Raw genomic sequence first — 23,427 nt, 5'->3', positions numbered from 1 at the left:
ATCCATGAACACCATCATGACGCGGCCCCGAAGGGGACCAGAAACGAAAATGAGCGGCACGACAAGAACAAGGCCCGGACCGGCTGACCCCGCCGAGGCCAAGCGATGTGCCAGCTGGATTGTTGCGGTTGCGGCGACGCAGGACCGTGAGGCATTTGCACAGCTGTTTGCCCATTTTGCCCCCCGCGTCAAAGCCTACATGTTCCGGTTTGGCGGCAATTCCGAAAATGCCGAAGAACTCGCACAGGAAGCCATGATGCAGGTCTGGCGCAAGGCGCATCTGTTTGATCCGCAAAAGGCCGCCGCCAGTACATGGATTTTTACAATCGCCCGAAACCTTCGCATTGATCGTTTCCGGCAACGCAAACATATCGAGGTGGATGATTCCGATCCGACGCTGATTATTGATGATAGCCCGCTTGCCGACGAAATCGTAGACCGGGATGAACATGCCGTTCTCGTCAAATCCGCGATGGAAGAATTGCCCGCCGATCAGAAAGTGGTTGTTGAATTGTCGTTTTTTGAAGATCTCTCGCACAGCGAAATTGCCGAACAGCTTGATATTCCGCTGGGCACCGTCAAATCGCGGTTGCGATTGGCCTTAACCAAACTTCGTGGTGGATTGGAGGGTGTAGCATGAATATCAAACACCACCCGACAGACCAGACATTGATGGATTACGCCAGTGGCAAGCTGTCGCAGGCGATGGAACTGCTCGTGGCAACGCATATGACACTGTGCCCGAAATGCCGTGAAAAGGTCGCGGAATTCGAGACCCTTGGTGGTGCGGCGCTTGAAACGGCAAATGTCATGTCGATGGATGCCCATGCGCTTGACCATGTCATGGCCATGATCGAACGTGAAACCGCCAACGAAAATGTCGTCTTCCGCGAAATGCCGTCCACCCGGCGCGTCGCCGTCGGGGAAAGCATCACCGGATCAGCCATTCCGTCCGTCCCGCGCCCGTTGGCCGATCTTTTGCCTGATAATGTTCTTTCCCTCGAAGACATTCCGTGGAAGTCGCTGGCACCGGGTGTGAAGCATTACCAGCTTAAATCTATCGAAAGCAAAGGCACCGTGCGTTTGATGAAAATCGCACCGGGCGTCTCGATCCCTGATCACGGGCATCACGGTCATGAAATGACCCTGTTGCTTAAAGGGTCCTATATCGATGAAATCGGCCGGTTCCGTGCCGGTGACGTCGCCGATCTTGGCAACGATGTCGATCATCAGCCGATTGCCGACACCGCCGAGGAATGCATCTGTCTGATTGCCACGGATGCCCCGATGAAGTTCAACCGTCTGCTGCCCAAACTGTTGCAGCCCTTCATCGGCATATAAGTCAAACTGCGTCCCAACGCAGAAAGACCGCGGACACACCGATGTCCGCGGCCTTTTAATTTGAATCCTGCGCCGTCTCGCCCGCGGACCTATTGCGACGGCACCAGCCAATGGGTCCGGTGCGTTGCCGGACCGGGCAATTTGACCGCATCGCAAAGCCACTGGCCGATTTCATCAAACTGCTGATCAAAGCCATAAGGCGGGTTGATGATCATAAGTCCCGTGCCGCGCATGCGTCCCTTTGCCCCGCCCTGATTGGTCGAAAGCTCCGCACAAAGCACGCCACCCTTGGCTTTGATCCGGGCAAAGTTTTCACGCAGTTCAGCATCAAATCCGGCCTCAAGGATTGGATACCACAGCATGAAAATGCCGTTTTCCCACCGTTCCCAGGCACGTTTGATCGAACTCGCCGCCTTCTGATAATCCTGTTTCACGTCGTAACTGGGATCCATCAGAACCAGACCGCGCCGAATAGTCGGTGGCATCATGCCAACCAGTCCCTCATACCCATCGCGCTTGTGCAGGTGAATACGCGGATCGCGTTCAACACTGTATTCCAGCAGGTCATATTCGCGTGGATGCAATTCCATCAGGATCATTTCATCATGATCGCGCAGCAATTCGCGCATGATAAACGGCGATCCCGGATAAAACGGCCCCTTAAGGTCATCATCTTCAAACACGCCGTAATCGCGCCCCTTGGCAATCGGATCAAATGCCGCGATCTGATCAAGGAAGGGCTGCATCTGTTTGGGGGCATTTCCTTTTTGCTGGGCGGCGGCGATGCCGTTTTTCCATTCACCGGTTTTCGCCGACTGGGCACTGCCAAGATCGTACCAGCCCGAACCGGCATGGGTATCAATCACGCAAAACGGTTTTTCCTTTTTGCACAGATAATCAAGGATCATCCGCATCGCGGCATGCTTGTGAATATCGGCAAAGTTGCCCGCGTGAAAGCCGTGCAGATAGCTGAGCATTGCCTTTATCCTTTGGGTGCGCGCGGCTTGCCGCCGCGTGACTGTTTATGGTTGCGCGATTTTTGCGGTCGTGCGGGCCGGAATGTGCTTTTGCCGTCACCCTCGGTGCGGGGCCGCCGGTTGGCCTGCATCTTCCCGGGCAGGGGCTTGACCTGTATCGGGGCCGCTTCCGGTGCACTGACCTCGATGGCCTGCCAGTCACCGGGCGCAAGATCATCCAGCGTCCAGTCACCGATAGCATAGCGGATCAGACGCAGGGTCGGAAACCCGACAGCCGCCGTCATGCGGCGGACCTGCCGGTTGCGGCCTTCGGTGATGCTAAGTTCGATCCAGCTTGTCGGCACCGATTTGCGAAACCGCACGGGCGGATCACGCGGCCAAAGATTTTCGGGCTCCCCCATCAGGCGCGCACCCGCCGGGCGGGTCATGCCGTCTTTCAACTCGACCCCGTTACGAAGGGCCGCAAGGGCTTCCTCGGTCGGCTCGCCCTCGACCTGCACCCAATAGGTTTTCGGTTTTTTGAATTTCGGATGGGCGATCTGGGCATTCAATGGCCCGTTATCGGTCAGCAGCAGCAACCCTTCGCTATCGCGATCCAGCCGCCCGGCGGCATAGACACCGGGCAGATCGATATAATCAGCCAACGTCGCCCGACCGTTTTCACGATCGGTAAACTGGGTCAGAACGCCATACGGCTTGTTAAAAAGGATCAGCTGCGCCATGCGCCGCATAGAACCATTTTTGCCAAACAAGTCAACTGGGCAAGTCAACCGGGCAAGTCGACCAGTCTAGCCGAACGTGATCAATCCTCGATCAGATATTCCATGGTGGTAACAACGCGCACGGTTTTGTTGATCTGCTGGCTTTCCGTGCTGTTTGGCGCACCATCGGCCGGAAGGATTTGGAACAATCCCTGCGTTGCGCGGCGAATACCGCCCAGACGGCCACCGGAATCGGTTGCAAACTGCTGTGCCGCATCGCGGGCATTGGCGGTTGCAGCCGCAATCATTTCCGGTTTGATGTCGTTAAGCTTGGTGAACATGAAACTCGGGCCGGGGTTATAACCCTGCCCGCCCAGAACAATCCCGCCCTGAAGCAGCTTGCCGATATCCTGTGTTGCCCCCACGACGGCATCGACATTGTCGGTCCGGACCTGAATGGTCTGACTGACGATATAACGGCTTTCAATCGGGCCGGAACGATAGGATTGCGCAAGCTGGTCGGTAACCTGAAGGCTTTGCAGTTCGGTCATGTCCTTGGTGATGCCATGCGTTTCAAGAAACGCCAGAAGTGCGGTCGTATCGCTTTCGATCTTGGCCTGCGCGTTTTGCAAAACATCATCGGTCGCAACATAGGTAATCGGCCACACCGCGCGATCCGCCACGACATCGCGTTCTGCCAGCCCCTTGACGGTCACAAACCGGTCAAGCGACCGCATGTCCGACAGCCCCTTGCCGACCAGCCAGCCGGCACCGGCAATACCGGCACTGACCACGATTGCGGCAACGAATTTTGCAAATCCCGAAGAAGAAGACATGCCCGTGTTTCCTTGATTATTGTTGTTCCGCTGGACGCATAAATTTTGCTTCAAAGACCTTATCAGACGGAACAAAATCGACAAAATCAGGGCAGTCATTTTGCAGGTTTGCGAAATCAGACACCGGACATTTGAATGCATTCAAATTGGGTCGCAATCCGTATCCGAACATGCTAAAAGCCAGCAACGCCTGCGCTTCGCGCGGCCAATCCATTCAAACATGCAAAAGCTTTACGAGGTCGTCCATGCGCCGTTCCGATATCAATGCTCATATCACGCATGCCAAGGAACTGTTCGAGTCCATTTCCTTCAAGCTGCCCTTCTGGGGCCATTATTCCCCGGCGCAGTGGGATGCCGAGCCTGATCTGGCGAAATGGTGCCGTGCCCATCAGATGGGTTGGGACGTAACCGATTACGGCGAAGGCGATTTTGCCCGTCGCGGCCTGATCCTGTTTTGCCTGCGCAATGGCATCCTGCGCCAGCCGGGCGAAGTCCCCTATGCCGAAAAAATCATGATTGTCGGCGAAAATCAGGAATGCCCGTGGCATTACCACAAGGTCAAAATGGAAGACATCATTGTACGCGGCGGCGGCAATCTGGTGATCGAACTGACCAACCTGACCGAAGATGGCAAAATGGACATGGTCAATGACGTACATGTCCGCACCGATGGCAAACTCAATATCCTTCCGGCCGGTGGCAAGGTTGTTCTGGAACCCGGTCAAAGCGTCACCCTGCCGCGCACGCTTGTGCATCGCTTCTATGGCGAAGAAGGCAAAGGCCCGGTGATCGTCGGCGAAGTATCACAGGTCAATGATGACCTTGCCGACAACTACTTCTTTGATTGCGACGCCCGGTTCAGCGAAATCGAAAACGATGTCGCGCCGATTCATCCGCTTTGGAATGAACTGGCCGGTTAAGGTCACAAATCAACGGATATGCAAACCCCCGGCAGTGCGACTGCCGGGGGTTTTTCTTTTATCAGCCGCGTTCGAACCGTTGCAGGCCGACCGTACCGGACCAGGGATCAGACGCCTCCTCCACAGTCAGCCTGAAGCCGAAATCCTCATAAAGCTTGCGGGCAGCATCCAGTCCGGCAAAGGTCGTAAGCCAGACCTTGTCATAGCCGTTTTCGCTCAGAAAAGTGTCGGCCCGTTTCATAAGCTCACGGCCCAGCCCCCTCCCACGCATGGCGTCCGAGGTGATGAACCACTGCAAATGCGCACCCGATGTCGCAAGATCAATACCGTCAAGCGCGATGGCACCGGCAAGATTGCCCGTGCTGTCATATGCCGCGACAAAGAAATCACGTTTTGCATCAAACCGGGGAAAAAACGCGCCCATATCACGGGCCAGGCCAGCTTCGAACTGCAACCCGAAATTCCAGTGCGGCGTATAATATTGCATGTGCAGATCAATGATCTGGCCGATCACACCCGGTCGATAACCGTCAAAAACGATGTCACCTTTCACGGCCCCCTCCATCCCGACCGGCGACAACGGCAAGGCATGCGATCTCGTGCGCGGCATCGCTGTCCAGCACTTCGTGCATCATCAGCCGCTTCCAGACCAGTGCAACAATCATCTCATTCACAACCACCGCCGAAACAGTTCCCTGCCCGGTATTGGCAGCTATGAATGCGCTCACCAGATCGACCAAGATTGGTGCCCGGCCGATCACAAGTCCGGTGCGAAGCGCATTCCGGATCGGTTCATTCTGTGCGGCTTCACCAATCAGGCCTGACAGAATCCGACCAGCCGGTGTCGTCTCGTAAAAACGGAAAAGCTGTTCAAGAAGTGCCGTCAAACCGGCTTCAAGTGATGCTTCATGACGATGGAACGCTTTTGCCAAAACATCGCGGTCGACCAGATCGTCATAGACCTCGACAAACAGATCAGCCTTGGATGGCCACCAGCGATAGATGGTCTGTTTGCCACTGCCCGCTTCGGCGGCAACCGCATCGATGCTGGTCGAATGGTAACCTTGCGCAACAACAAGTCTGCCCGCTGCATCAAGGATCGCCCGATGTTTTGTCGCTGAACGCCGCATGGTGCCCCTTCCCGCTGATGAACACCAATCTTGAACGAGACGAGACGTCTCGTCAATTTTAAAATCGCAGACAGGCATCACCGAGGGGCAGCCTCAGGGGAAAGCGCCAAGGGATAGTCCCAGAGCACAGCTCCGGGAGATGATGGATGATGGAAAGCTTCCTACTCGGCGGGTGAAGATTGTTCCGGATTACCAAGGATTTCGGTGAATTCCGGCAGATCGCGAAGCGGCTCGAACTCGACCTCGGTCCAGGCCGGTTGGCGCATGGCATCGGATAACGCCACCGCACGCTGCAGATCGGCAAGGGCGGCTTCCTTGTACCCCAGCCCGGCATTGGCACATGCCCGCTGATAATAGCCATTGGCATTATCCGGTGCCTCGGCCAGAAGCCGGTTGCACAGGCTAAGCGCCCAGTCACGATCACCAAGCTGAAGGGCGGCATCAGCCTTATAGGCCATGACTTCCGGGTCACCCGGCGACAGTTCAAGGATCTTGTCGTAAATCTCGATCTTGGAGCGCGGATTGGTCACCTTGTTGGCCTGCAGCCAGAAGGCATGAATGGTCTGGGTGCGTTCGATTTCTTCCTGATGATCGTTGATCACCATGCTTTTCTGACGCAGTTCTTCTTCAAGCGCGCTCAGACGTGTTTCAAATTCCTCCGACAGGCGGCGCAATTCCGTATCGGCAAGGTTGCGCACACTTGATTTAAGCTCGCGCAAAGACTGCCAGCCCAGCATGGTCAGAAGCGCACCGACCGCGGCCACGAAATAGAAGAAATAGGTCACCGTGTTCGAAGAATAGGAAATCGCCTTGTCGATGGCTTCAAGCTGGCGATTGACGACCTCGCGCAGCAATTCGGCACGCATGCCCTGCATTTCGGTCCGCAATGCCTTCAACTCGTCCAGCACATAGCGTTCCATCAGCGGCGGCATATTGGTGCGCTCACCCGCTTCAAGCGGACGGAAATCAACAGGCGGCAGAGTCTCGCCAGACGAGGTTTCAGATGTGGCGGGGGCCGCCCCCATGCCTTCCTGCGCCGGGACCGGCGACGTCACAAACACCGCCATCGTCATGAGGAGACCCGCGACAATCCGTTCAAACCTTAACGTCATTTCCTGCTGCTTCCCTGTTTCTTTTTTAATGGATCGGTTTTGTCCATGCGCCTTTGTAACCCGGCTACGACCATGATCCAAATCAACGTTATGCTTGGACTGTAACGGTATATTGCCCTTGCCAAAACATACATTTTTTGGAAAATCGCGCAGGTATCGATGATTGAATACGACACCGACCCGGATCGGGCACAGCAATTGTCAAACGCGGCCCTTGCCATGATGGCGGAACTGGGTGTTGCCGCGCATCCGAACAATTATACGATCTTTTTCAATTACCTGTCCGGTGAAGAGCCCGATCTTAAACAGACGATCAATATCCTGCGCAGCAATCATCGCGAATTCGATGAATTGCAATGCCGCGATCTTTTCACCCGTTTTTTTGACACCGTACGGGAACGTGAAATCGTCTCCCGCATTACCGATGATTTGCGCAATCAGTTGACGTCGGTTCTCGAAACCGTCCGCAATGCCGGGATTGATACCCGCGCCTATGGCGAGGCCCTTGATCATTTCTGCGAATATATCGGTGACAAGGATTTCACCAATCTGGAACAGGCGCTGAAAACGCTTCTGGGCGCCACACGCGAGATCGAAGGCGTAAATCGCATTCTCGAAACCCGGCTGGATAATACATCGACCGAAATTTCCAAACTGCGCCGCGACCTCGAAGACATGAAGCGCGAGGCCATGACAGATTGTCTGACCGGCATTGCCAACCGCAAGGCGTTTGATCTGCAATTGCGCGATTGTGCCATGCAGTCGATGGAAACCGGTAAACCACTTAGCCTGCTTCTGATCGATATCGACTATTTCAAGACATTCAACGATACCCACGGCCATCAGGCCGGTGATCAGGTCATTCGACTGATGGCCCAGACCCTTCAGCAGAACGTCAAGGGCCGCGACACCGCCGCGCGCTATGGTGGCGAGGAATTTGCCGTCATCCTGCCGATGACCGGGCTTGGCTGCGCGCGCCAGTTGGCCGAACATATCCGCCACAATGTCGAAACCCGCACCATCATCAGCCGCACCCGCCATCAGGAACTGGGCAAGGTCACGGTGTCAATCGGCGTCAGCACGTTTGAATTTGGCGAACCGCTTGCCCGTTTCATCGAACGGGCCGATCAGGCGCTTTATCTGGCCAAGGCCAAGGGCCGTAACCGGGTCGCGACCGAACGCCAGATCACCGACGGGAACAAGGTAATCCGGACACTGGATATCGCCGCGCCCGAACCCAAAAAGCAGCGTTGCGCCTGACGGGCACTGACAGGGTGCCAATTTGCCCGTATAAGGCAGGTCGTTTGTTTCGATAGATTGGCCTGCGACGTGAAGAAGATTGATGTCCTTGTGATTGGTGCCGGTGCCGCCGGCCTTATGTGTGCAATCGAAGCCGGGAAACGCGGCCGTTCGGTTGTAATTGTCGATCATTCGGCAAAACCGGCCGAAAAAATCCGGATTTCTGGGGGCGGTCGTTGCAACTTCACCAATCTGCATGCCAGCCCGGAAAACTTCATTTCGCAAAACAAGCGTTTCTGTGTCTCGGCGCTTAAACGCTATACCCAGTTTGACTTCATCGATCTGGTCAATCGTTATGACATTGCCTGGCACGAAAAGACGCTGGGTCAGCTTTTCTGCGATGAATCCTCGTTCCAGATCATCGACATGCTGCTCGATGAATGCGATGCCGCCAATGTCGAGCTTCGCCTGAACACCGAAATCAGCAACATCATCCGCCGCGATGATGCCGGGTTCGATGTCACCACACGCACTGGCGCGCAATGGACCTGCCAGTCGCTTGTCGTCGCCTGTGGTGGTCTGTCCATTCCCAAAATCGGGGCAACCGGCTTTGGCTATCAGATTGCCCGTCAGTTTGGCATCGACATCGTTCCGACCCGTGCCGCCCTCGTGCCCCTGACCTTTGATCCGGATATGCGGGCCGATATGGGTCAGCTTTCCGGCATTTCGGTCGACGCGATTGTCCAGTGCAACAAGAAACAGTTCCGCGAAGGATTGCTGTTTACCCACCGTGGGCTAAGCGGCCCGTCCATCCTGCAGATTTCATCCTATTGGGACGAAGGTGATGCCATCACGGTCAATCTGAACCCCGAAGAAGACGCCTTTGATCTTCTGAAATCGGCCAAGGCCGAAAGCCCGAAACAGGCCGTGCATAATGTGCTGTCGCGCATTCTGCCAAACCGTCTGGCCCAGATGATCACCGCCCGCCACGGGCTGGATCGCCCGATTGGCGAAACCGGTGACAAGGCGCTTCGTCTGCTTGCAACCGATGTCAATCAATGGTCGGTCATGCCGCAAGGATCAGAAGGATACCGCACGGCCGAGGTCACATTGGGCGGGGTCGATACCAACGCACTGTCATCGAAAACCATGGAATGTCGCGATGTCCCCGGTCTTTATTTCATCGGCGAAGTCGTCGACGTTACCGGCCATCTGGGCGGCTTCAATTTCCAGTGGGCCTGGTCATCGGGATGGTCGGCTGGACAAGTCGTCTAGGTAATTTCCCCATTTGGTCGTAAAATAGTCCGCGGGAACAACTTCCCTTGCCAATCGTTTGATTTTCAAGAACAGCCGACAGCCTTCCTGTCTGCTGACACAGAAAAATGAGGTTGGGTTATGGAATATGGTGGAATTCTCGGACTGATCATTCTGATTGCCGATATCTGGGCCATCATCAATGTCATGGGCAGCGGTGCCAGCACCGGTTCGAAAATCATCTGGACGATCCTGATTCTCGTCCTGCCGGTTATTGGCCTGATTATATGGTTCTTTGCCGGACCACGCAGTGGCCGGGTTTAAAAACGTATCCTGATATTTGAATTTTTACGGGCCGACATTTTGTGTCGGCCCGTTTTTCGTCATATGCCGACAACAAAAATCGCAAGCAATCCAACCGCGACAAGCGCTGCGCGCACCGCAATATGTCGCGGCGAAATAATGCCATATGAAATTGCCGTCAGGCCAATCGCAACCTTAAGTGCCGCCGCAATCGCCCAAACCGGATTGGCGGCAAGATCAATCAGTGACCCGTTCGCGATCATCGCAAGTGGTACGATATAAAGGCCAATCCCCAGCGCCATTGCCGTTCCGGCAACCTTAAGCCAGTTTTCCTCGACCATGCCCGCGGCGATGAACACCGCACCGCAAACCGGCGGGGTAATCGTCGACAGCAGGGCAAACCAGAACACGAACAGATGCGCCTGCAACGGATCAAGCCCAAGCTCGGTCAGGGCAGGTCCCGCCACCGAAACGCAGATCACATAAGCCGCCGTGGTCGGCACTTCCATGCCAAGGATCAGACATGCAATCGCCGTCAGAAGCAAGGCAGGCCAAAGCATCCCGCCGGACCCCGACAGCAGAAGCGACGTGATCTTCACGCCAAGCCCGGTCAGGCCCAGAACACCGATCACAATCGATGCACACAAAATGATCGCGGCAATCATCGATACCTGCCGCCCGGCACTCAGGCAAACCTCGGTAAATCTTTCGCCCGTACGGGCCAGGCTGAATTTCAGATTGCCATCCAAAAACAGCAACGCCGCACCGGCAATCATCGCAAGGCAGGCGGCATATTGCGGTGTGTAACCGCCCCCGAACATGCCCCAAAGCAGGATCGCAAACGGCACAAGGAAGAATGCCGACGTCACAATCACCGCCCGCGTATCAGGCCGGTCTTTTTCCGGCACGCCGGGCAAATCATAGCGCAGCGCAAAGGCATTGATCCCGACCCAGACCGCCAGAAAATAAAGGATTGCCGGCAGAATGGCGGCCACCATGATCTCGACATAGGGCCGCCCGGTCAGTTCGACCATGACAAACGCCCCGGCCCCCATCAATGGCGGCATGATCTGCCCGCCCGACGATGCCACCGCCTCGACCGCGGCGGCCAGTCTTTTGGGATAGCCAAGCTTGGTCATGGCCGGAAGGGTAATCGCCCCCGTCGATGCCACATTGGCCGACGCCGACCCCGAAATCGATCCAAACAGGGCCGACGAAATCACCGAAACCTTGGCTGCCCCACCGCGCAGCCGCCCGGCTGCCGCACCGGCAACATTCATGAAACCCTGCCCGGCTTCGCCGCCATTCAGGATCGCGCCAAAAATCACAAATATCGCAACGATGCTGACCGAAACCCCGGTCAGGCTGCCCCAAAGGCCGCCCTCGGCAATGGTCAGCGTGCCCAGCATGCTCTCAATCGGAAGCCCGCCATGGCCAAATTCACCGGGAATATATTCGCCAAAGAACCCATAAAGCAGCGCAATCGCCGCCACACTCGGTAACGGCCATCCAATCGCCCGACGTGCCATTTCAAGAACGATACCCAGCAGGGCAAATGATATGACGATCTGCAAATTCCCGACCAGGAACCCGTATTGATCGCCCAGCATGCCGTGATTGAACGCCACCCACAAACACGCAGCAAGCCCCACCACCGTCAGGATCAACCCGCTGATTTTCTGCCACGGCGTTTTGGCAACAAACACTAACGCCCAGGGCAGGGCCAAAGCCATATGCAACGGCCGACTGACCAGATTGGGGACAAGCCCCGAAAAAATCAGCCAAAGATGAAAAAAGATGGATACCGCGCCAAGCGCAATCCAGAAAGGGCGGGAAACAGCAGACATCGTAATCCTGATACGTCCGATAAAGAACGGCCCGGCTTTGGCGGCCGGGCCTGTCATCACATTATTTCAATGCGGCGATCAATTCTGATCGTCGCGCACCGGGAAACCGGCTTCGGCGTAATAACGAAGTGCGCCGGGGTGGATTTTACCCTTGATATTGGCCAGCATCTCCTGGGTCACACCCTTCCACCATGACGCGTTCGAGCTCATGGCGGATTTCTGATCCCAATAGGTCTTGGTCAGCTGATAGGCGGTTTCGTCATCCATCTGGGTCGTGGCATAGGCAACCACCGACAGCGAAGAGGTGCGGATATCATCCTTCTGCCCGTTATAGGTCCCGGCCGGGATCACCGTCAGATCGCGCTTGGTCATCGCAAGCTGCTCATCTGAAAGCGACAGGATATTGACATCCGTGCCTGCCGCCGCCTCGATCACGTTCGGCGCGGGCCAGGAACCGGCCGTGACAAAGCCGTCAATCTGACCGTTTTTAAGGGCGGCCACGGCGTTCGAAAGTTCCGCTTCGGACAATTTGACCTTGTCAGTCAGGCCAAACAGCTCAAGGTACTTTTCACCCTCGGTCGCCCCGAACGATCCTTTACCCAGAAGGATGGTCTTGCCTTCAAGCCCGGCAAAGTCGGTCACACCGGCATCAGCACGCATCACGAAATGCATGGTCAGCGACGGAATCGGGAACAGGGCCCGGACCTCGTTGAACTTCTCGGTCGGACGTCCTTCAAAGGCACCCTTGCCAGCCTGTGCAAGGCCAACAAGTGCCGGCGGGCTTGTGAAAACGTAATTGCCCGGGCGAACCGACGCTTCCATCACGTTCTGAACCGATCCCTGGCTTTCCTCGACCGTGACGATGATCTCGCCGTCCGTACCGGTCTTGATTGCTTCGGCAAACTGGGCGGCCATCTGATAATAGGACGACGCGGCCTTGGCCGATTTGAACGTAACGCGGGTTTCTGCCTGGGCGGCACTTACCGCTGACAGGGCAACAATACCGGTCGCGATTGCGCCGATTGTACGAAGAATGTTCAAGGTTTCCTCCCCTTGCAGAACCCGGGCACCGGTCGGTTTGCAAATACCGAACTTGGGTACGGATCGGGCCAATAGTGGCGATCAACGCAAAAACCCGCCCCGAAGCGGGCCGATTTTGGCAAATTGTATCCAATTGCAAGTCATAGAGCGCATCAAAGGGGCGAAGGTCAAGCCGGTTATTCGTCAAAGGTAACCTTCACCGGTGCAAGTTTACCCCATTTTCACATGGCAGTTGCGCAAAACCGGTACTGTTCGCGGCAGGGCTTCGGCTTTAATGCAATCCGTGAAATTCTGCGGAACATCGTATGTGCCGTAACGTTCGATCCATCACACACCCGACAGGATCGACAAGACCTTTCAGATCAGCGCCTTGTAAAGATTGACAGGGTTCCCGACCATCGCGCAGGGTAACACCTGCAAGCGCCATTACCACCAGAGGATCCGATGCCGCGTTCGCCGGTCGCACTGATCATCGCATTGTCTGCGACATTGTTTGCAGCCTTCACGCTCAATACCGGGGCTTCGCTGCAATCCTCGTTGCTGGCTTTGCGCGCCTCGTCCGAGGGCTTTGCACCGATCTATACCGGTATCATCATGGCATCCTATTATGCCGGGTTTATCGGCGGGATCATCTGGGGGGCCGGGCTTGTCAACCGTGTGGGGCATATCCGGACCTTTGCCGCACTGGCATCGACCGGATCGGCGATTACGCTTTTGCATGCCGTGTTTGTTGATCCGATTACCTGGTCGCTGTTCCGCGCCATGACGGGCCTGTGCATTTCGGCCCTGTATCTGGTGATCGAAAGCTGGCTGAACGAACAGGTCGACAACACATCGCGCGGCGGCATGATCGCGTCCTATATGACCGTATCTCTCGCGGGTCTTGCCATCGGGCAGTTGTTGCTGAACGTGTCACCGATTGGCAGCTTCGAACTGTTCACCGTGGCATCGGTCCTGCTGTCACTTTCTCTGGTGCCGATTGCCCTGACCCGGCAACCCCCGCCCGCCGCGGTCAGTGGCGCGCGCATGAAATTCCGCGAATTATACGCCATTTCGCCGCTGGGTTTTGTCGCCGCAGCCGGCAGTGGCGTTCTTTCCGGTGCGATCTACGGTGTCGGCCCGATCTTTGCGTCCAATCTGGGCCTTGCAACCAATGACGTCGCGAACTTCATGGCCTTTGTCATTCTGGGCGGCATGATCATGCAGTGGCCGATTGGCCGTCTGTCGGACATGGTTCCCCGCCAGTATGTCATGATCGCCGTGCTGATCGGGCTTGCAATCTGCGGATTGTTCCCGCTGGTCGCGCCCGAACTTGTCCGCGGGAATCTGACTGTCTGGGGTGCTATCATCGGCATCTTCATCATGCCGGTTTATGGCCTGTCGGTCGCCTATGTGAATGACTATCTGCAACCCGATCAGATCGTTTCGGCATCCGGTGGCCTTTTGATCATTTATGGTGGGTCTGCTGCAACCGGGCCAATCATCGGATCGCTTGCCATCGGGCATTTTGGTCCCTGGGGCATGCCGGTTCTGTTTGCGATTGTCGGCATACTGGTCGCAAGCTTTGCCATCTATCGTGCCGGTTTCGGTCGCCGCATCTCGATCGAGGAACAGGGCCAGTTTGTTGCGGTACCGCGCACCACGCCCATGGCACTTGAACTTTCCCCGATCACCGATGACATCGTCGAGGAAGAAGACGGAAGCGGTTCACACGCCGCAGACAGGGGCGAGGATGTCGCCCCTCGCAGCACAGAAGAAACAGCTGCGGAAACGGCACCGGAAGCCGATCAGAATACCGGCAGACAGTAAACCCGCGGCTTTGCCGCAAAGTCGCCCGCACAGGTATTGTTTCGCAACTTTCGGTATCGTTTCCACAATACGGAAAACATCCCACGAAAGTGAAACCGGCTGTGGACCCTGCCCGCATACAGCCCATATGTTGTGACAAACATATGCATCGGTCACATCCGGCCTTGCGCAAGACTTCAAGCCTGTCGAGAGGAAACATGACCCAACGTATCACCAAAGGCGGCCTTAAGATTGCAACCGTTCTGCATGATCTGGTTGCCAACGAAATCACCCCGGGCACCGGTGTCTCCTCCGATCAGTTCTGGGCATCGTTCGAAAAGCTCGTGAACGAGCTTGGCCCCCGGAACCGTTCGCTTCTGGCCAAGCGCGATGAATTGCAGGCCAAGATCGACGAATGGCACCTGTCCCGTCAGGATCAGGCCCGCGATCCGCTGGCCTACAAGGAATTCCTCAAGGAAATCGGCTATCTTCTGCCCGAAGGCGACGATTTCTATATCTCGACCACCAATGTCGATCCGGAAATCGCGCGCGTCGCCGGTCCGCAGCTTGTCGTGCCGGTGATGAATGCGCGCTACGCCCTCAACGCGGCCAATGCCCGCTGGGGCAGCCTTTATGACGCGCTCTATGGCACCGATGTCATTGACGATGCCGATGGCAAGGAAAAGACCAAGGGCTTCAATGCCAAGCGCGGGGCCGCGGTTGTTGCCTATGCCGCAAAATTCCTTGATCAGGCCGTCCCGCTGGCCAATGGCAAACATGCCGACGCCACCAAATACGAAGTCCGCGAAGACGGCTCTGGATGGTGGACTTTGGCAATAACCCTGTCAGACGGCAGCGAAACATCGCTGGCACAGCCATCGCAGTTCATCGGCTACAATGAAAAAGACGGCGCGCTTTCCGAAGTCCTTTTGCGCAATCATGGTCTGCATCTGGAAATCCGGATTGATCCCACGCACCCGATTGGCAAAACCCATGCTGCGGGCGTGTGCGATGTGATCATGGAATCCGCCCTGACCACCATTCAGGATTGCGAGGATTCCGTTGCCGCCGTCGATGCCGAAGACAAGGTCGTTGTCTATCGCAACTGGCTTGGCCTGATGAAAGGCACGCTGGAAGAAAGCTTCGAAAAGGGTGGCAAAACCGTTACCCGCCGCCTCAACCCGGACCGTTCCTATCAGGGCTTTGATGGCAATGACGTTGTTCTGCCCGGTCGCAGCCTGATGCTGGTGCGCAATGTCGGCCATCTGATGACCAGCGACGCGGTCCTTGATGCCAATGGCAACGAAGTCCCCGAAGGTTTCCTTGATGCGATGTTCACCAGCCTGATCGCCAAACACGATATTGATGGCAACAGCAGCGTCTCAAACTCGCGCCATGGCAGTGTCTATATCGTAAAGCCGAAGATGCACGGCCCCGAAGAAGTGGCCCTGACCAATGATCTGTTTGCCTTCGTCGAACGTGAAATCGACCTGCCGGAAAACACCCTTAAGGTCGGCATCATGGACGAGGAACGCCGCACGACGGTGAACCTCAAGGAATGCATTCGTGCCGCGCAGGATCGTGTTGTTTTCATCAATACCGGCTTCCTTGACCGCACCGGCGATGAAATCCACACCAGCATGGAAGCAGGCCCGGTCGTTCGCAAGGAAGCGATGAAAGACCAGTACTGGATTTCGGCCTATGAAAACTGGAATGTCGATGTCGGCCTTGAATGCGGCATGAAAGGCATTGCCCAGATCGGCAAGGGCATGTGGGCCAAACCCGATCGCATGGCGGAAATGATGACCGCAAAAATCGGCCATCCGAAGGCCGGGGCAAACTGCGCATGGGTTCCATCCCCCACCGCGGCAACCCTGCATGCCATGCATTATCATCAGATCGATGTCCGTGCCGTACAGGATGAAGTCGGCAAACGCGAACGCGCCAGCCTTGATGATATCCTCTCGATCCCGCGCCTTGGCGATATCAACCCGATGCCCAGCGAAATCCAGGAAGAACTTGATAACAACGCACAGGGTATCCTTGGCTATGTTGTCCGCTGGATCGATGCCGGGGTTGGCTGTTCCAAGGTGCCCGATATCAATGATGTCGGCCTGATGGAAGACCGCGCAACATTGCGTATCTCCAGCCAGCATATCGCCAACTGGCTCCATCACGGTCTTTGCACCAGCGATCAGGTGATGGAAACCATGAAACGCATGGCCGCCGTCGTTGATAAACAGAACGAAGGCGATCCCGAATATCGCAACATGGCACCGAACTTTGATGACAGTGTTGCCTTTGCCGCCGCCTGTGATCTGGTGTTCAAAGGCCGCGAACAGCCCAATGGCTATACCGAGCCGGTCCTGCATGCACGTCGCCGCGAAGCCAAGGCAAAATACGGCGCCTAAAGCCGCCAATACCGCACTAAAAAGGCCGCCCGAAACATATCGGGCGGCCCTTTTCATATCCATCATGCTGCGCAATATAAGTCCGTGGGGCTTATCCGCCCAACGTCATGATTTCATAGCCATTCTGGGTCACCACCAGCGTATGTTCATACTGCACGGTGGGTGCACCGGTATCGGCATAGAGCGTCCAGCCATCATCCCCGTCAAGCGCCCAGTTCGCCCCCCGCGACAGGAACGGCTCGATGGTAATGACCTGACCCTTTTTAAGCGTCCGGCGTTCGCGCGGGTCATCCCATGTCGGGATGGTTTGCGGTGCCTCGTGCAATGATTTGCCGATCCCGTGACTGGCAAGGTTTTTAATCAGGCTGTAACCGCCCTTTCGGGCAAAGTTTTCGATCCGAAGGCCGATTTCGCGGATCGGGGCCTTGTCGCGCACGACCTTGATCCCGGCCCACATTGCTTTTTTGCCATCCGCACACAGCTTTTCGATTTCCGGGCGCGGGGTCCCGACGATAAAGCTGGCACCGGTATCGGAAAAATAGCCATCCAGCGACGCGGAAACATCGATATTCACAAGATCACCATCCGCCAGAACCCGGTCCCCCGGAATGCCGTGCGCGACTTCTTCATTCACACTGATGCAGGTCGCACCGGGAAAATCATATTCGCTTTCGGGTGCTGAAACCGCCCCGGCATCCTCAAGAACCTTGCGGCCAATGGCATCAAGTTCGGCGGTGGTCATGCCGGCAACGGCGGCAGCCCCCATCACGTCGCGCGCACGCGCACAGATGCGTCCAATACGGCGCAGATGTTCAAGTTCGGTTTCTGATGAAATGGTCATGGATTGCTTAATGCTTAGCAATCACCACCAAGTCAAGCCATTGGATGGTCATGTCTGACCCGATTTCAGGCGCGTGAGCCGGAATTCTGCTGGCGGTTTTCCTCACCATAAATGACGTAACGATGCTTGCCCTTGCTTTTGGCCACATACAGCGCCTGATCGGCCTGCTCCAGAAGCGTCTCCGGGCGGGTGTCATGATCGGGATAAACGGCAATACCGATGCTGATATTGATCGATATCCGTTTTCCGCCGGTGATGAACGGCATCAGAATGTCATTAAGGATTCTTTCGGCCAATGCGCGGGCTTCGGACACACCGTTCTCACCCAGATGCGAAACAATGACCATCTCGTCCCCGCCCGTGCGGGCAACCAGATCCCCACCCCGCACGCAGCGACGCAGCCGACGGGCCACTTCGCACAGGACCTCATCCCCCGCCGCATGTCCCAGCCGGTCATTAACCGGTTTGAAATCATCCAGATCAAGGGCAAGAACGCCAAGCTGACTGTGCTGGCGCTTGGCCTGTGCCAAGGCATGTTCGAAATAAACGTCCAGTGCCAGACGGTTGCCAAGCCCGGTCAGGGGATCGTGATGCGCAATATGCTTCATCTTGCCCAGCGCCCTATCCTTCTCGGTCAGCTTGGCGACCAGACTGTTCAGGCTGTTTGACAGCGTGTTGATTTCACGCGCACCGGAAACCTGCGGCAGGCTCTCGATCTCGCCACGTTTAAGCTCTCCTGCGGCATTCGCGATCGTGACCAGCGGACCGACGATGAAACCGGCCCCCCACCAGGCAAAAACACTAAACAGCACGGCAAGACTAAGGCCAAGGGCCAGAATATCGGACTGCAAATCGTGAACGGTTATCAGGGCGGCTTCTATCGGCTGACGGACCAGCACCGACCAGCCAAGCCCCGGATAGTCGAAATGCCCGTCTGCCGGAGCAAAACCGGTCAGATAATCATGGCCATCCGGCCATTTCGCGATTTCCCATCCAATGTCTGACCTGTGCGACCCTTTCTCCAGTTGAAGTTCAAGCTTCTGCCCGGTCATCGCGAAATCTGGCGCCAGCAGGATCGTCCCGTTCGCACCGATGACAAAAATATCGACATTGCGATGCAGGCCCTGCCCGGCAAACAGGTTACGCCGCACCGTGTCCGCCCATTCCCAGCTCAGATGTGTAGCCAGAACACCATTGAGATTTCCGGCATCGTTCAGCAGGGGAACAGCGATATCGACAAACTGGATTGGCTCGCCCGTGGGGCTTGGAAATTTTTCGGCCAGCAGCTTGGCATCATGAACATCCCCGATGAACATCCCCTTGCTGCCAAATTCATAGACGGGACGCGCGGAAATATCCTTGCCGACCAGAATATCCCCGGTTGCCGCAACCACGGTACCTCCCGCGTCAAGAACCCCGATCCAGGTGAAAATCGGCAATTCATGTTGCAGCCGGTTGATCAGCGCGCTGGCCTGTTCGATGTCGTCAAGGTTGCGAAGGGCGCGAAGGGTGCTCAGAACCGCAACTTCACCGCGATGGGTCCACATCGTCCGGTCGAGTTCGTCGGCCATTTGCAGGGCAAGATCGGAAACACCGGTACCGATCTGCCTGGTCAGATCTTCTGCCGATCTTTTGCCGACAACATAACTCATAACGCCTGCCAAAGCAGCGACAAGCACCGCCGTGGCCAGCGCGATCTGGATACGAATACCCACCCGCGAAAGGCTTTTCACAGTCAATCCTCACACTTCCCATAGGGCAGCACGTTTGTTGGTTGCCCTGTTTGTATGCCGCTGTTTTTTGGAATGCGGCTTATCTTGTCTTGCGCAAAATATAAGATATCGCACAGACCATTTTAAGCCCGACCATGAAAACATTTTTCAGGATGTCCTTCCGTTTGGCCGGGTTATTTCCAACATATTGAAAAATCGGCAGTTCCAAAACTCTTTTAAGCCGGGCACGCAAAGGTTACACCAGACTTGATCCGCAATCGAAACAGTGATGAAACGACATTATGACCATTACGCAAATCATCTACTGGCTTGAACTGACCGGCGTTGCGGTTTTTGCCGTGACCGGCGCGCTGGAAGCATCCCGCCGACAGATGGATATTGTCGGCTTCGTGCTGATCGCGACCTTTACCGGCATTGGCGGCGGCACGGTGCGCGACGTGATCACCGGCGCCACTCCGGTTTTCTGGATCAGGGATCCGGCCTGGGTCATCACCTGTATCGGCAGTGCGGTCTTCACCTATTTCACCGCCCATCTGGTCGAACGGCGCTATGTCGCACTGATCTGGCTTGATGCGCTTGGGCTTGCGATGTTTGGCGTGACGGGGGCGGCTATCGGCCTTAACCTTGGCGTATCGCCGCTGGTCGCGATCATCCTTGGTACCATCACCGCAACATTTGGCGGCATGGTGCGTGATGTGGTGTGTAACGAAATCCCGCTGATCCTGCGCCCGGAAATTTACATCACCTGCGCGCTCCTCGGCGCATCAATCTATGTGATCGGCACCGATATCCTGTCGCTTCCGCGTGCCCCGGTCGCCCTGATCGCCTTCCTGTGCTCCTTCGCCCTGCGCGCCAGCGCCATACGCTTCAAACTAAGCTTCCCGGTTTACAAGGCCCGCCCGGGGCGGGAATATTAACGCCATACAAACGCTTGCCGCGCAAAATGCGGTAAGGATCAGCATGAAATTCATTTCGGGGGAACGGAGCAACGATGGCAAAGGGTAATGGCACAGGCAATATAACGCTGGAGCAGGTTTTGCAGATGGGGCTGAACCATCAGCGTGCCGGGCGCATTTCCGATGCGATTATCCTTTATCAAAAAATCCTGAAGATGATCCCCAACCAGCCCGAAGCCCTGCATCTGATGGGCCTTTGCCACCATCAGAAGGGCAATTATCGCAAAGCCATCGAATTGATGCGCAAGTCGTTAAAGGGTGCTGCCTACAATCCGGTGGTGCATAACAATCTTGCCGTTTCGCTGGCGGCGTTAAACGATCCCAAAGCAGCCGAAGAACATTATCGCACCTCAATCCGGATCAATCCGTCCTATACAGAAGCACACAGCAACCTTGCCGCCCTTCTCGGCAACCGGCAGGGTTTTGCCGAGGCAGTCGAACATTACAAGATTGCCCTGAAACATAATCCGATGCATTTCGCCGCACACAAGGGGTTGGGAAATGCATTGGCAGGGCAAAACAGGCCGACCGAAGCCCTTAATCACTATAAGGCTGCCTTGAAGCTTAATCCACACGATGCAGATTTGCAGACCGACACCGCGATTGCCCTGAAACTCCTTGGCCGGGTAGAGGACGCCATCCGGCATCACACAAATGCGTTGCGGCTGGAAAAAGGCGAGAACCGGCATTTCTTTGCCCTAGCTAATACGATTGAGGGCTACCAGACTCAAACCAGCAGCGCCGAGTTTGAAGACATCCTGATGCGGATGCTGGCCTCTGACGAGATCACCCCGGGCGGGCTTGCGATACCGGTATTGTCCGTGCTGATGTTAAAGGAAGCGTTCCAAGCCGTAATCAGGCACTATGCCGACTGGCAAAACCGGCCCGATCAGGTTGATGCCGATGACATTGCGGCTTTGCAGCGCGAACCACTTTTCCTGCGCATGCTTCATATTGTTCCGATTGCCAATGCGCAGTTCGAATTTGCCCTGACCGCCATCCGGCGGGCCTTGCTGCTTGATCCTCCGCCCACAGCCCTTGCCGACTATCTGCCATTCCTCGCGGCACTGGCAGCACAATGCTTTAACAATGAATATGTCTATGTCCTTGATCAGGACGAAAGGGCTGCGCTTACAAAACGCGAGCAGGCCATTCAGGACAATCTGGCGGAAGGCAAAAATCCCGCACCGGAAGAAGTTGCCGTTCTGTGCTGCTATCACGCACTGATCGATTATGACTGGGCCACGGGCCTTGAAACGACAACCTGGCCCGACGAAATGGCCGACGTCATCCGTCGCCAGCTTGACGAACCGCTGCAGGAACGCGAACTGCGCACAAAAATCCCCAACCTCACCGGCATCGACGACAAGATTTCGCAAATTGTCCGCGCCCAATACGAGGAAAACCCTTATCCGCGCTGGATTCACGCCGGTATCAGCAAAACAGGGCGCCCGGTTGGTGACTTGCTGCGTGGCAATCCGTTGCTGATGGATCTGGGTGACTATGTCACACCTAAAAAGCCGGAAATTCTTGTTGCCGGTTGCGGCACCGGACAGCACAGCCTGCATACTGCAACCCGGTTTGCCGACGTTCGCGTACTTGCCGTCGATCTCAGCCTTGCCAGCCTTGCGTATGCGCAACGCCAGACCGAAAATCTTGGCATTCGCAATATCGAATTCGGGCAGGCCGATATCCTGCAACTGGAAAACATGAACAGGACATTCGATGTTGTCGAATGTTCGGGTGTGCTCCATCACATGGATGACCCGATGGCAGGCTGGCGCGTTCTGGAACGTATTTTACGGCCCGGCGGGCTTATGCGCATCGGCCTTTATAGCGAACTGGCGCGCGAGGATATCGTGGCCGCGCGGGAATATATCGCGCAAAAAGGCTATGGCCCGGGTGCGGACGACATCCGGCAATGCCGACAGGATATTCTGTCCGGCGACGAAGAACTTGCCTTCAAACCGGGTATTCGGTCGGATTTCTATAGCCTGAGTGCCTGCCGCGACCTGATATTCCACGTGCAGGAGCACCGTTTCAACCTACTGCAAATCCGGGAATGCCTTGATGAGCTGGGTCTGGAATTCATCGATTTTGAACTACGCCCGCAACATCATTTCACCGCGAAGCGCACCGAGATCAATAGCAAGCTCAAGGGCAATGAACGCCTTGTTCCGTGGAACAAATTCGAACACGAGTTCCCTAACACCTTTACCAACATGTATCAGTTCTGGTGCCGTAAACCCAAAAACTAAGCAGGCTACTCGACAATCAACTGAACCCGGTCGCTGGAAAAGGCGGTGATCCCGTATTCGATGGGGACACCGGCTGCGTCCACGTCAACACTTTCTGTGGATATCACCGGCCGGTTTTTGGCCTGTTTCAGCAGGCTGGCAACCCGTGATGATGGCAGTTGGGCGCTGATGCGCGTGGTTTTGCGGCTGTAATCATCAATCCCGAAATGCTTGAACGCCTCGGTCAGGGATTTTGTCTGGGTGAATATCTCGACAATCCCCTCGAACCGGGCAACCGGAAGGTAGCTTGTCGCCACCGCCAGCGGAATGCCATCGGCCTCGGATACTGAAAACAGTTCGACAACCCGTGTGCCCGGTTTGACATCGAGAAACTGGGCGATGGTCGCGCTGGCTTTCAGGATTTCAGATGAAATCAGCCGTTTGTCGGGCAAACGATGGCGCCCCGATACGATCTGGGAAAAACGTGTCTTGCTGCCAAGCGGATAATCAAGGATCTGTTCCTGCACAAACGCCCCCCGCCCCTGTTCGACACGCACGACATTGGCATCGACAAGGGCTGACATCGCGCGTCGCACCGTATGCCGATTAACACCGAATCTGCGAACCAGTTCCATCTCGGTCGGCATTTTGTCACCGGGGGCAAAGACCCCGCTGGCAATATCGGCAAGAAGCTGTTTTTCGATTTGCTTCCAGATAGATAGCCCGGCTTCCCAATCCATCGAAATCCCCATTCACAAAA

Annotated in this window: 22 protein-coding genes; 10 read left to right on the top strand and 12 right to left on the bottom strand. The window is 56.0% G+C overall.

Annotation, left to right across the window (positions count from 1 at the left end):
- The first annotated feature begins 49 nt into the window (after positions 1 to 49).
- Both J7395_RS07215 and J7395_RS07210 read left to right on the top strand, forming a co-directional pair.
- Entirely contained in the window at positions 50 to 640 is a 591-nt protein-coding gene (locus J7395_RS07215; protein ID WP_231858353.1) for a sigma-70 family RNA polymerase sigma factor, read from the top strand.
- Positions 637 to 1,341, top strand: a complete 705-nt coding sequence (locus tag J7395_RS07210) for a ChrR family anti-sigma-E factor (RefSeq protein WP_062953184.1) — start codon at positions 637 to 639, stop codon at positions 1,339 to 1,341. The genes J7395_RS07215 and J7395_RS07210 overlap by 4 nt, the downstream gene beginning before the upstream one ends.
- 89 nt (positions 1,342 to 1,430) lie before the next feature.
- Here J7395_RS07210 and rlmJ read toward each other — a convergent pair whose 3' ends face one another.
- The 4 genes from rlmJ to J7395_RS07190 all read right to left on the bottom strand — a co-directional run bounded on the left by rlmJ (position 1,431) and on the right by J7395_RS07190 (position 4,069).
- Positions 1,431 to 2,318 carry a 23S rRNA (adenine(2030)-N(6))-methyltransferase RlmJ gene (gene rlmJ / locus J7395_RS07205; RefSeq protein WP_209221058.1) on the bottom strand — a complete coding sequence of 296 codons (888 nt, stop codon included), beginning with the start codon at positions 2,316 to 2,318 and terminating at the stop codon, positions 1,431 to 1,433.
- 5 nt (positions 2,319 to 2,323) lie between these two features.
- Positions 2,324 to 3,040, bottom strand: coding sequence for an rRNA large subunit pseudouridine synthase E (locus J7395_RS07200; protein ID WP_247742058.1), 717 nt, complete (start codon positions 3,038 to 3,040; stop codon positions 2,324 to 2,326).
- An 80-nt stretch (positions 3,041 to 3,120) separates the two neighbouring features.
- A complete protein-coding gene (locus tag J7395_RS07195) occupies positions 3,121 to 3,855 on the bottom strand; it encodes an SIMPL domain-containing protein (protein ID WP_062953182.1) in 735 nt (244 codons plus the stop codon).
- A 16-nt stretch (positions 3,856 to 3,871) separates the two neighbouring features.
- Positions 3,872 to 4,069 carry a hypothetical protein gene (locus tag J7395_RS07190; RefSeq protein WP_085642359.1) on the bottom strand — a complete coding sequence of 66 codons (198 nt, stop codon included), beginning with the start codon at positions 4,067 to 4,069 and terminating at the stop codon, positions 3,872 to 3,874.
- 31 nt (positions 4,070 to 4,100) lie between these two features.
- On the opposite strand from J7395_RS07190, the gene J7395_RS07185 reads away from it, so the two are divergent.
- A complete protein-coding gene (locus J7395_RS07185; protein ID WP_097051376.1) occupies positions 4,101 to 4,775 on the top strand; it encodes a D-lyxose/D-mannose family sugar isomerase in 675 nt (224 codons plus the stop codon).
- A gap of 61 nt (positions 4,776 to 4,836) precedes the next feature.
- Here the strand turns inward: J7395_RS07185 and J7395_RS07180 are convergent, their stop codons facing one another.
- The 3 genes from J7395_RS07180 to J7395_RS07170 form a co-directional block, all read right to left on the bottom strand.
- On the bottom strand, positions 4,837 to 5,328 hold the full coding sequence (locus J7395_RS07180; protein ID WP_209221056.1) for a GNAT family N-acetyltransferase: 492 nt from the start codon (positions 5,326 to 5,328) through the stop codon (positions 4,837 to 4,839).
- A complete protein-coding gene (locus J7395_RS07175; protein ID WP_209221055.1) occupies positions 5,318 to 5,905 on the bottom strand; it encodes a TetR/AcrR family transcriptional regulator in 588 nt (195 codons plus the stop codon). Before J7395_RS07175 ends, J7395_RS07180 begins: the two co-directional genes overlap by 11 nt.
- Positions 5,906 to 6,066: 161 nt before the next feature.
- Positions 6,067 to 7,017, bottom strand: a complete 951-nt coding sequence (locus J7395_RS07170) for a tetratricopeptide repeat protein (protein WP_209221054.1) — start codon at positions 7,015 to 7,017, stop codon at positions 6,067 to 6,069.
- 159 nt (positions 7,018 to 7,176) lie between these two features.
- On the opposite strand from J7395_RS07170, the gene J7395_RS07165 reads away from it, so the two are divergent.
- The 3 genes from J7395_RS07165 (at position 7,177) to J7395_RS07155 (ending at position 9,834) form a co-directional block, all read left to right on the top strand.
- The gene (locus J7395_RS07165; protein ID WP_209221053.1) at positions 7,177 to 8,277 is read left to right on the top strand and encodes a GGDEF domain-containing protein; all 1,101 of its coding nucleotides are present in this window, start codon (positions 7,177 to 7,179) and stop codon (positions 8,275 to 8,277) included.
- 69 nt (positions 8,278 to 8,346) lie between these two features.
- Positions 8,347 to 9,531: an NAD(P)/FAD-dependent oxidoreductase gene (locus tag J7395_RS07160; RefSeq protein ID WP_062953236.1), complete on the top strand. Its 1,185-nt coding sequence runs from the start codon at positions 8,347 to 8,349 to the stop codon at positions 9,529 to 9,531.
- A gap of 120 nt (positions 9,532 to 9,651) precedes the next feature.
- Positions 9,652 to 9,834 carry a PLD nuclease N-terminal domain-containing protein gene (locus J7395_RS07155; RefSeq protein WP_062953175.1) on the top strand — a complete coding sequence of 61 codons (183 nt, stop codon included), beginning with the start codon at positions 9,652 to 9,654 and terminating at the stop codon, positions 9,832 to 9,834.
- 59 nt (positions 9,835 to 9,893) lie between these two features.
- On the opposite strand, the gene J7395_RS07150 is transcribed toward J7395_RS07155, so the two are convergent.
- Positions 9,894 to 11,717 (bottom strand): TRAP transporter fused permease subunit, encoded by a 1,824-nt coding sequence (locus J7395_RS07150; protein WP_247742057.1) that lies wholly within the window; start codon positions 11,715 to 11,717, stop codon positions 9,894 to 9,896.
- Between the two features lie 21 nt (positions 11,718 to 11,738).
- Positions 11,739 to 12,701 (bottom strand): TAXI family TRAP transporter solute-binding subunit, encoded by a 963-nt coding sequence (locus J7395_RS07145; RefSeq protein ID WP_085642474.1) that lies wholly within the window; start codon positions 12,699 to 12,701, stop codon positions 11,739 to 11,741.
- A 444-nt stretch (positions 12,702 to 13,145) separates the two neighbouring features.
- Here J7395_RS07145 and J7395_RS07140 point away from each other — a divergent pair, with 444 nt between their 5' ends.
- A complete protein-coding gene (locus J7395_RS07140; RefSeq protein WP_062953173.1) occupies positions 13,146 to 14,510 on the top strand; it encodes an MFS transporter in 1,365 nt (454 codons plus the stop codon).
- Positions 14,511 to 14,707: 197 nt separating this feature from the next.
- A complete protein-coding gene (locus J7395_RS07135) occupies positions 14,708 to 16,900 on the top strand; it encodes a malate synthase G (RefSeq protein ID WP_209221051.1) in 2,193 nt (730 codons plus the stop codon).
- Between the two features lie 91 nt (positions 16,901 to 16,991).
- On the opposite strand, the gene map is transcribed toward J7395_RS07135, so the two are convergent.
- Positions 16,992 to 17,741 (bottom strand): type I methionyl aminopeptidase, encoded by a 750-nt coding sequence (gene map / locus J7395_RS07130; RefSeq protein ID WP_114111161.1) that lies wholly within the window; start codon positions 17,739 to 17,741, stop codon positions 16,992 to 16,994.
- 65 nt (positions 17,742 to 17,806) lie between these two features.
- Entirely contained in the window at positions 17,807 to 19,474 is a 1,668-nt protein-coding gene (locus J7395_RS07125) for a sensor domain-containing diguanylate cyclase (protein WP_209221050.1), read from the bottom strand.
- A 281-nt stretch (positions 19,475 to 19,755) separates the two neighbouring features.
- On the opposite strand from J7395_RS07125, the gene J7395_RS07120 reads away from it, so the two are divergent.
- Together J7395_RS07120 and J7395_RS07115 are read left to right on the top strand one after the other, a co-directional pair.
- Positions 19,756 to 20,391 (top strand): trimeric intracellular cation channel family protein, encoded by a 636-nt coding sequence (locus J7395_RS07120; RefSeq protein ID WP_062953168.1) that lies wholly within the window; start codon positions 19,756 to 19,758, stop codon positions 20,389 to 20,391.
- Positions 20,392 to 20,465: 74 nt separating this feature from the next.
- Entirely contained in the window at positions 20,466 to 22,688 is a 2,223-nt protein-coding gene (locus J7395_RS07115; protein WP_209221049.1) for a class I SAM-dependent methyltransferase, read from the top strand.
- A 5-nt stretch (positions 22,689 to 22,693) separates the two neighbouring features.
- Here J7395_RS07115 and phnF read toward each other — a convergent pair whose 3' ends face one another.
- Complete coding sequence (phnF, locus tag J7395_RS07110) at positions 22,694 to 23,407, bottom strand: phosphonate metabolism transcriptional regulator PhnF (RefSeq protein WP_247742056.1); 714 nt, start codon at positions 23,405 to 23,407, stop codon at positions 22,694 to 22,696.
- Positions 23,408 to 23,427 lie beyond the last annotated feature (20 nt).

Source organism: Thalassospira sp. A3_1, from assembly GCF_017744215.1.
Taxonomy (GTDB): Bacteria; Pseudomonadota; Alphaproteobacteria; order Rhodospirillales; family Thalassospiraceae; genus Thalassospira; species Thalassospira lucentensis_A.
This window is presented reverse-complemented; position numbering and strand designations above follow the sequence as displayed.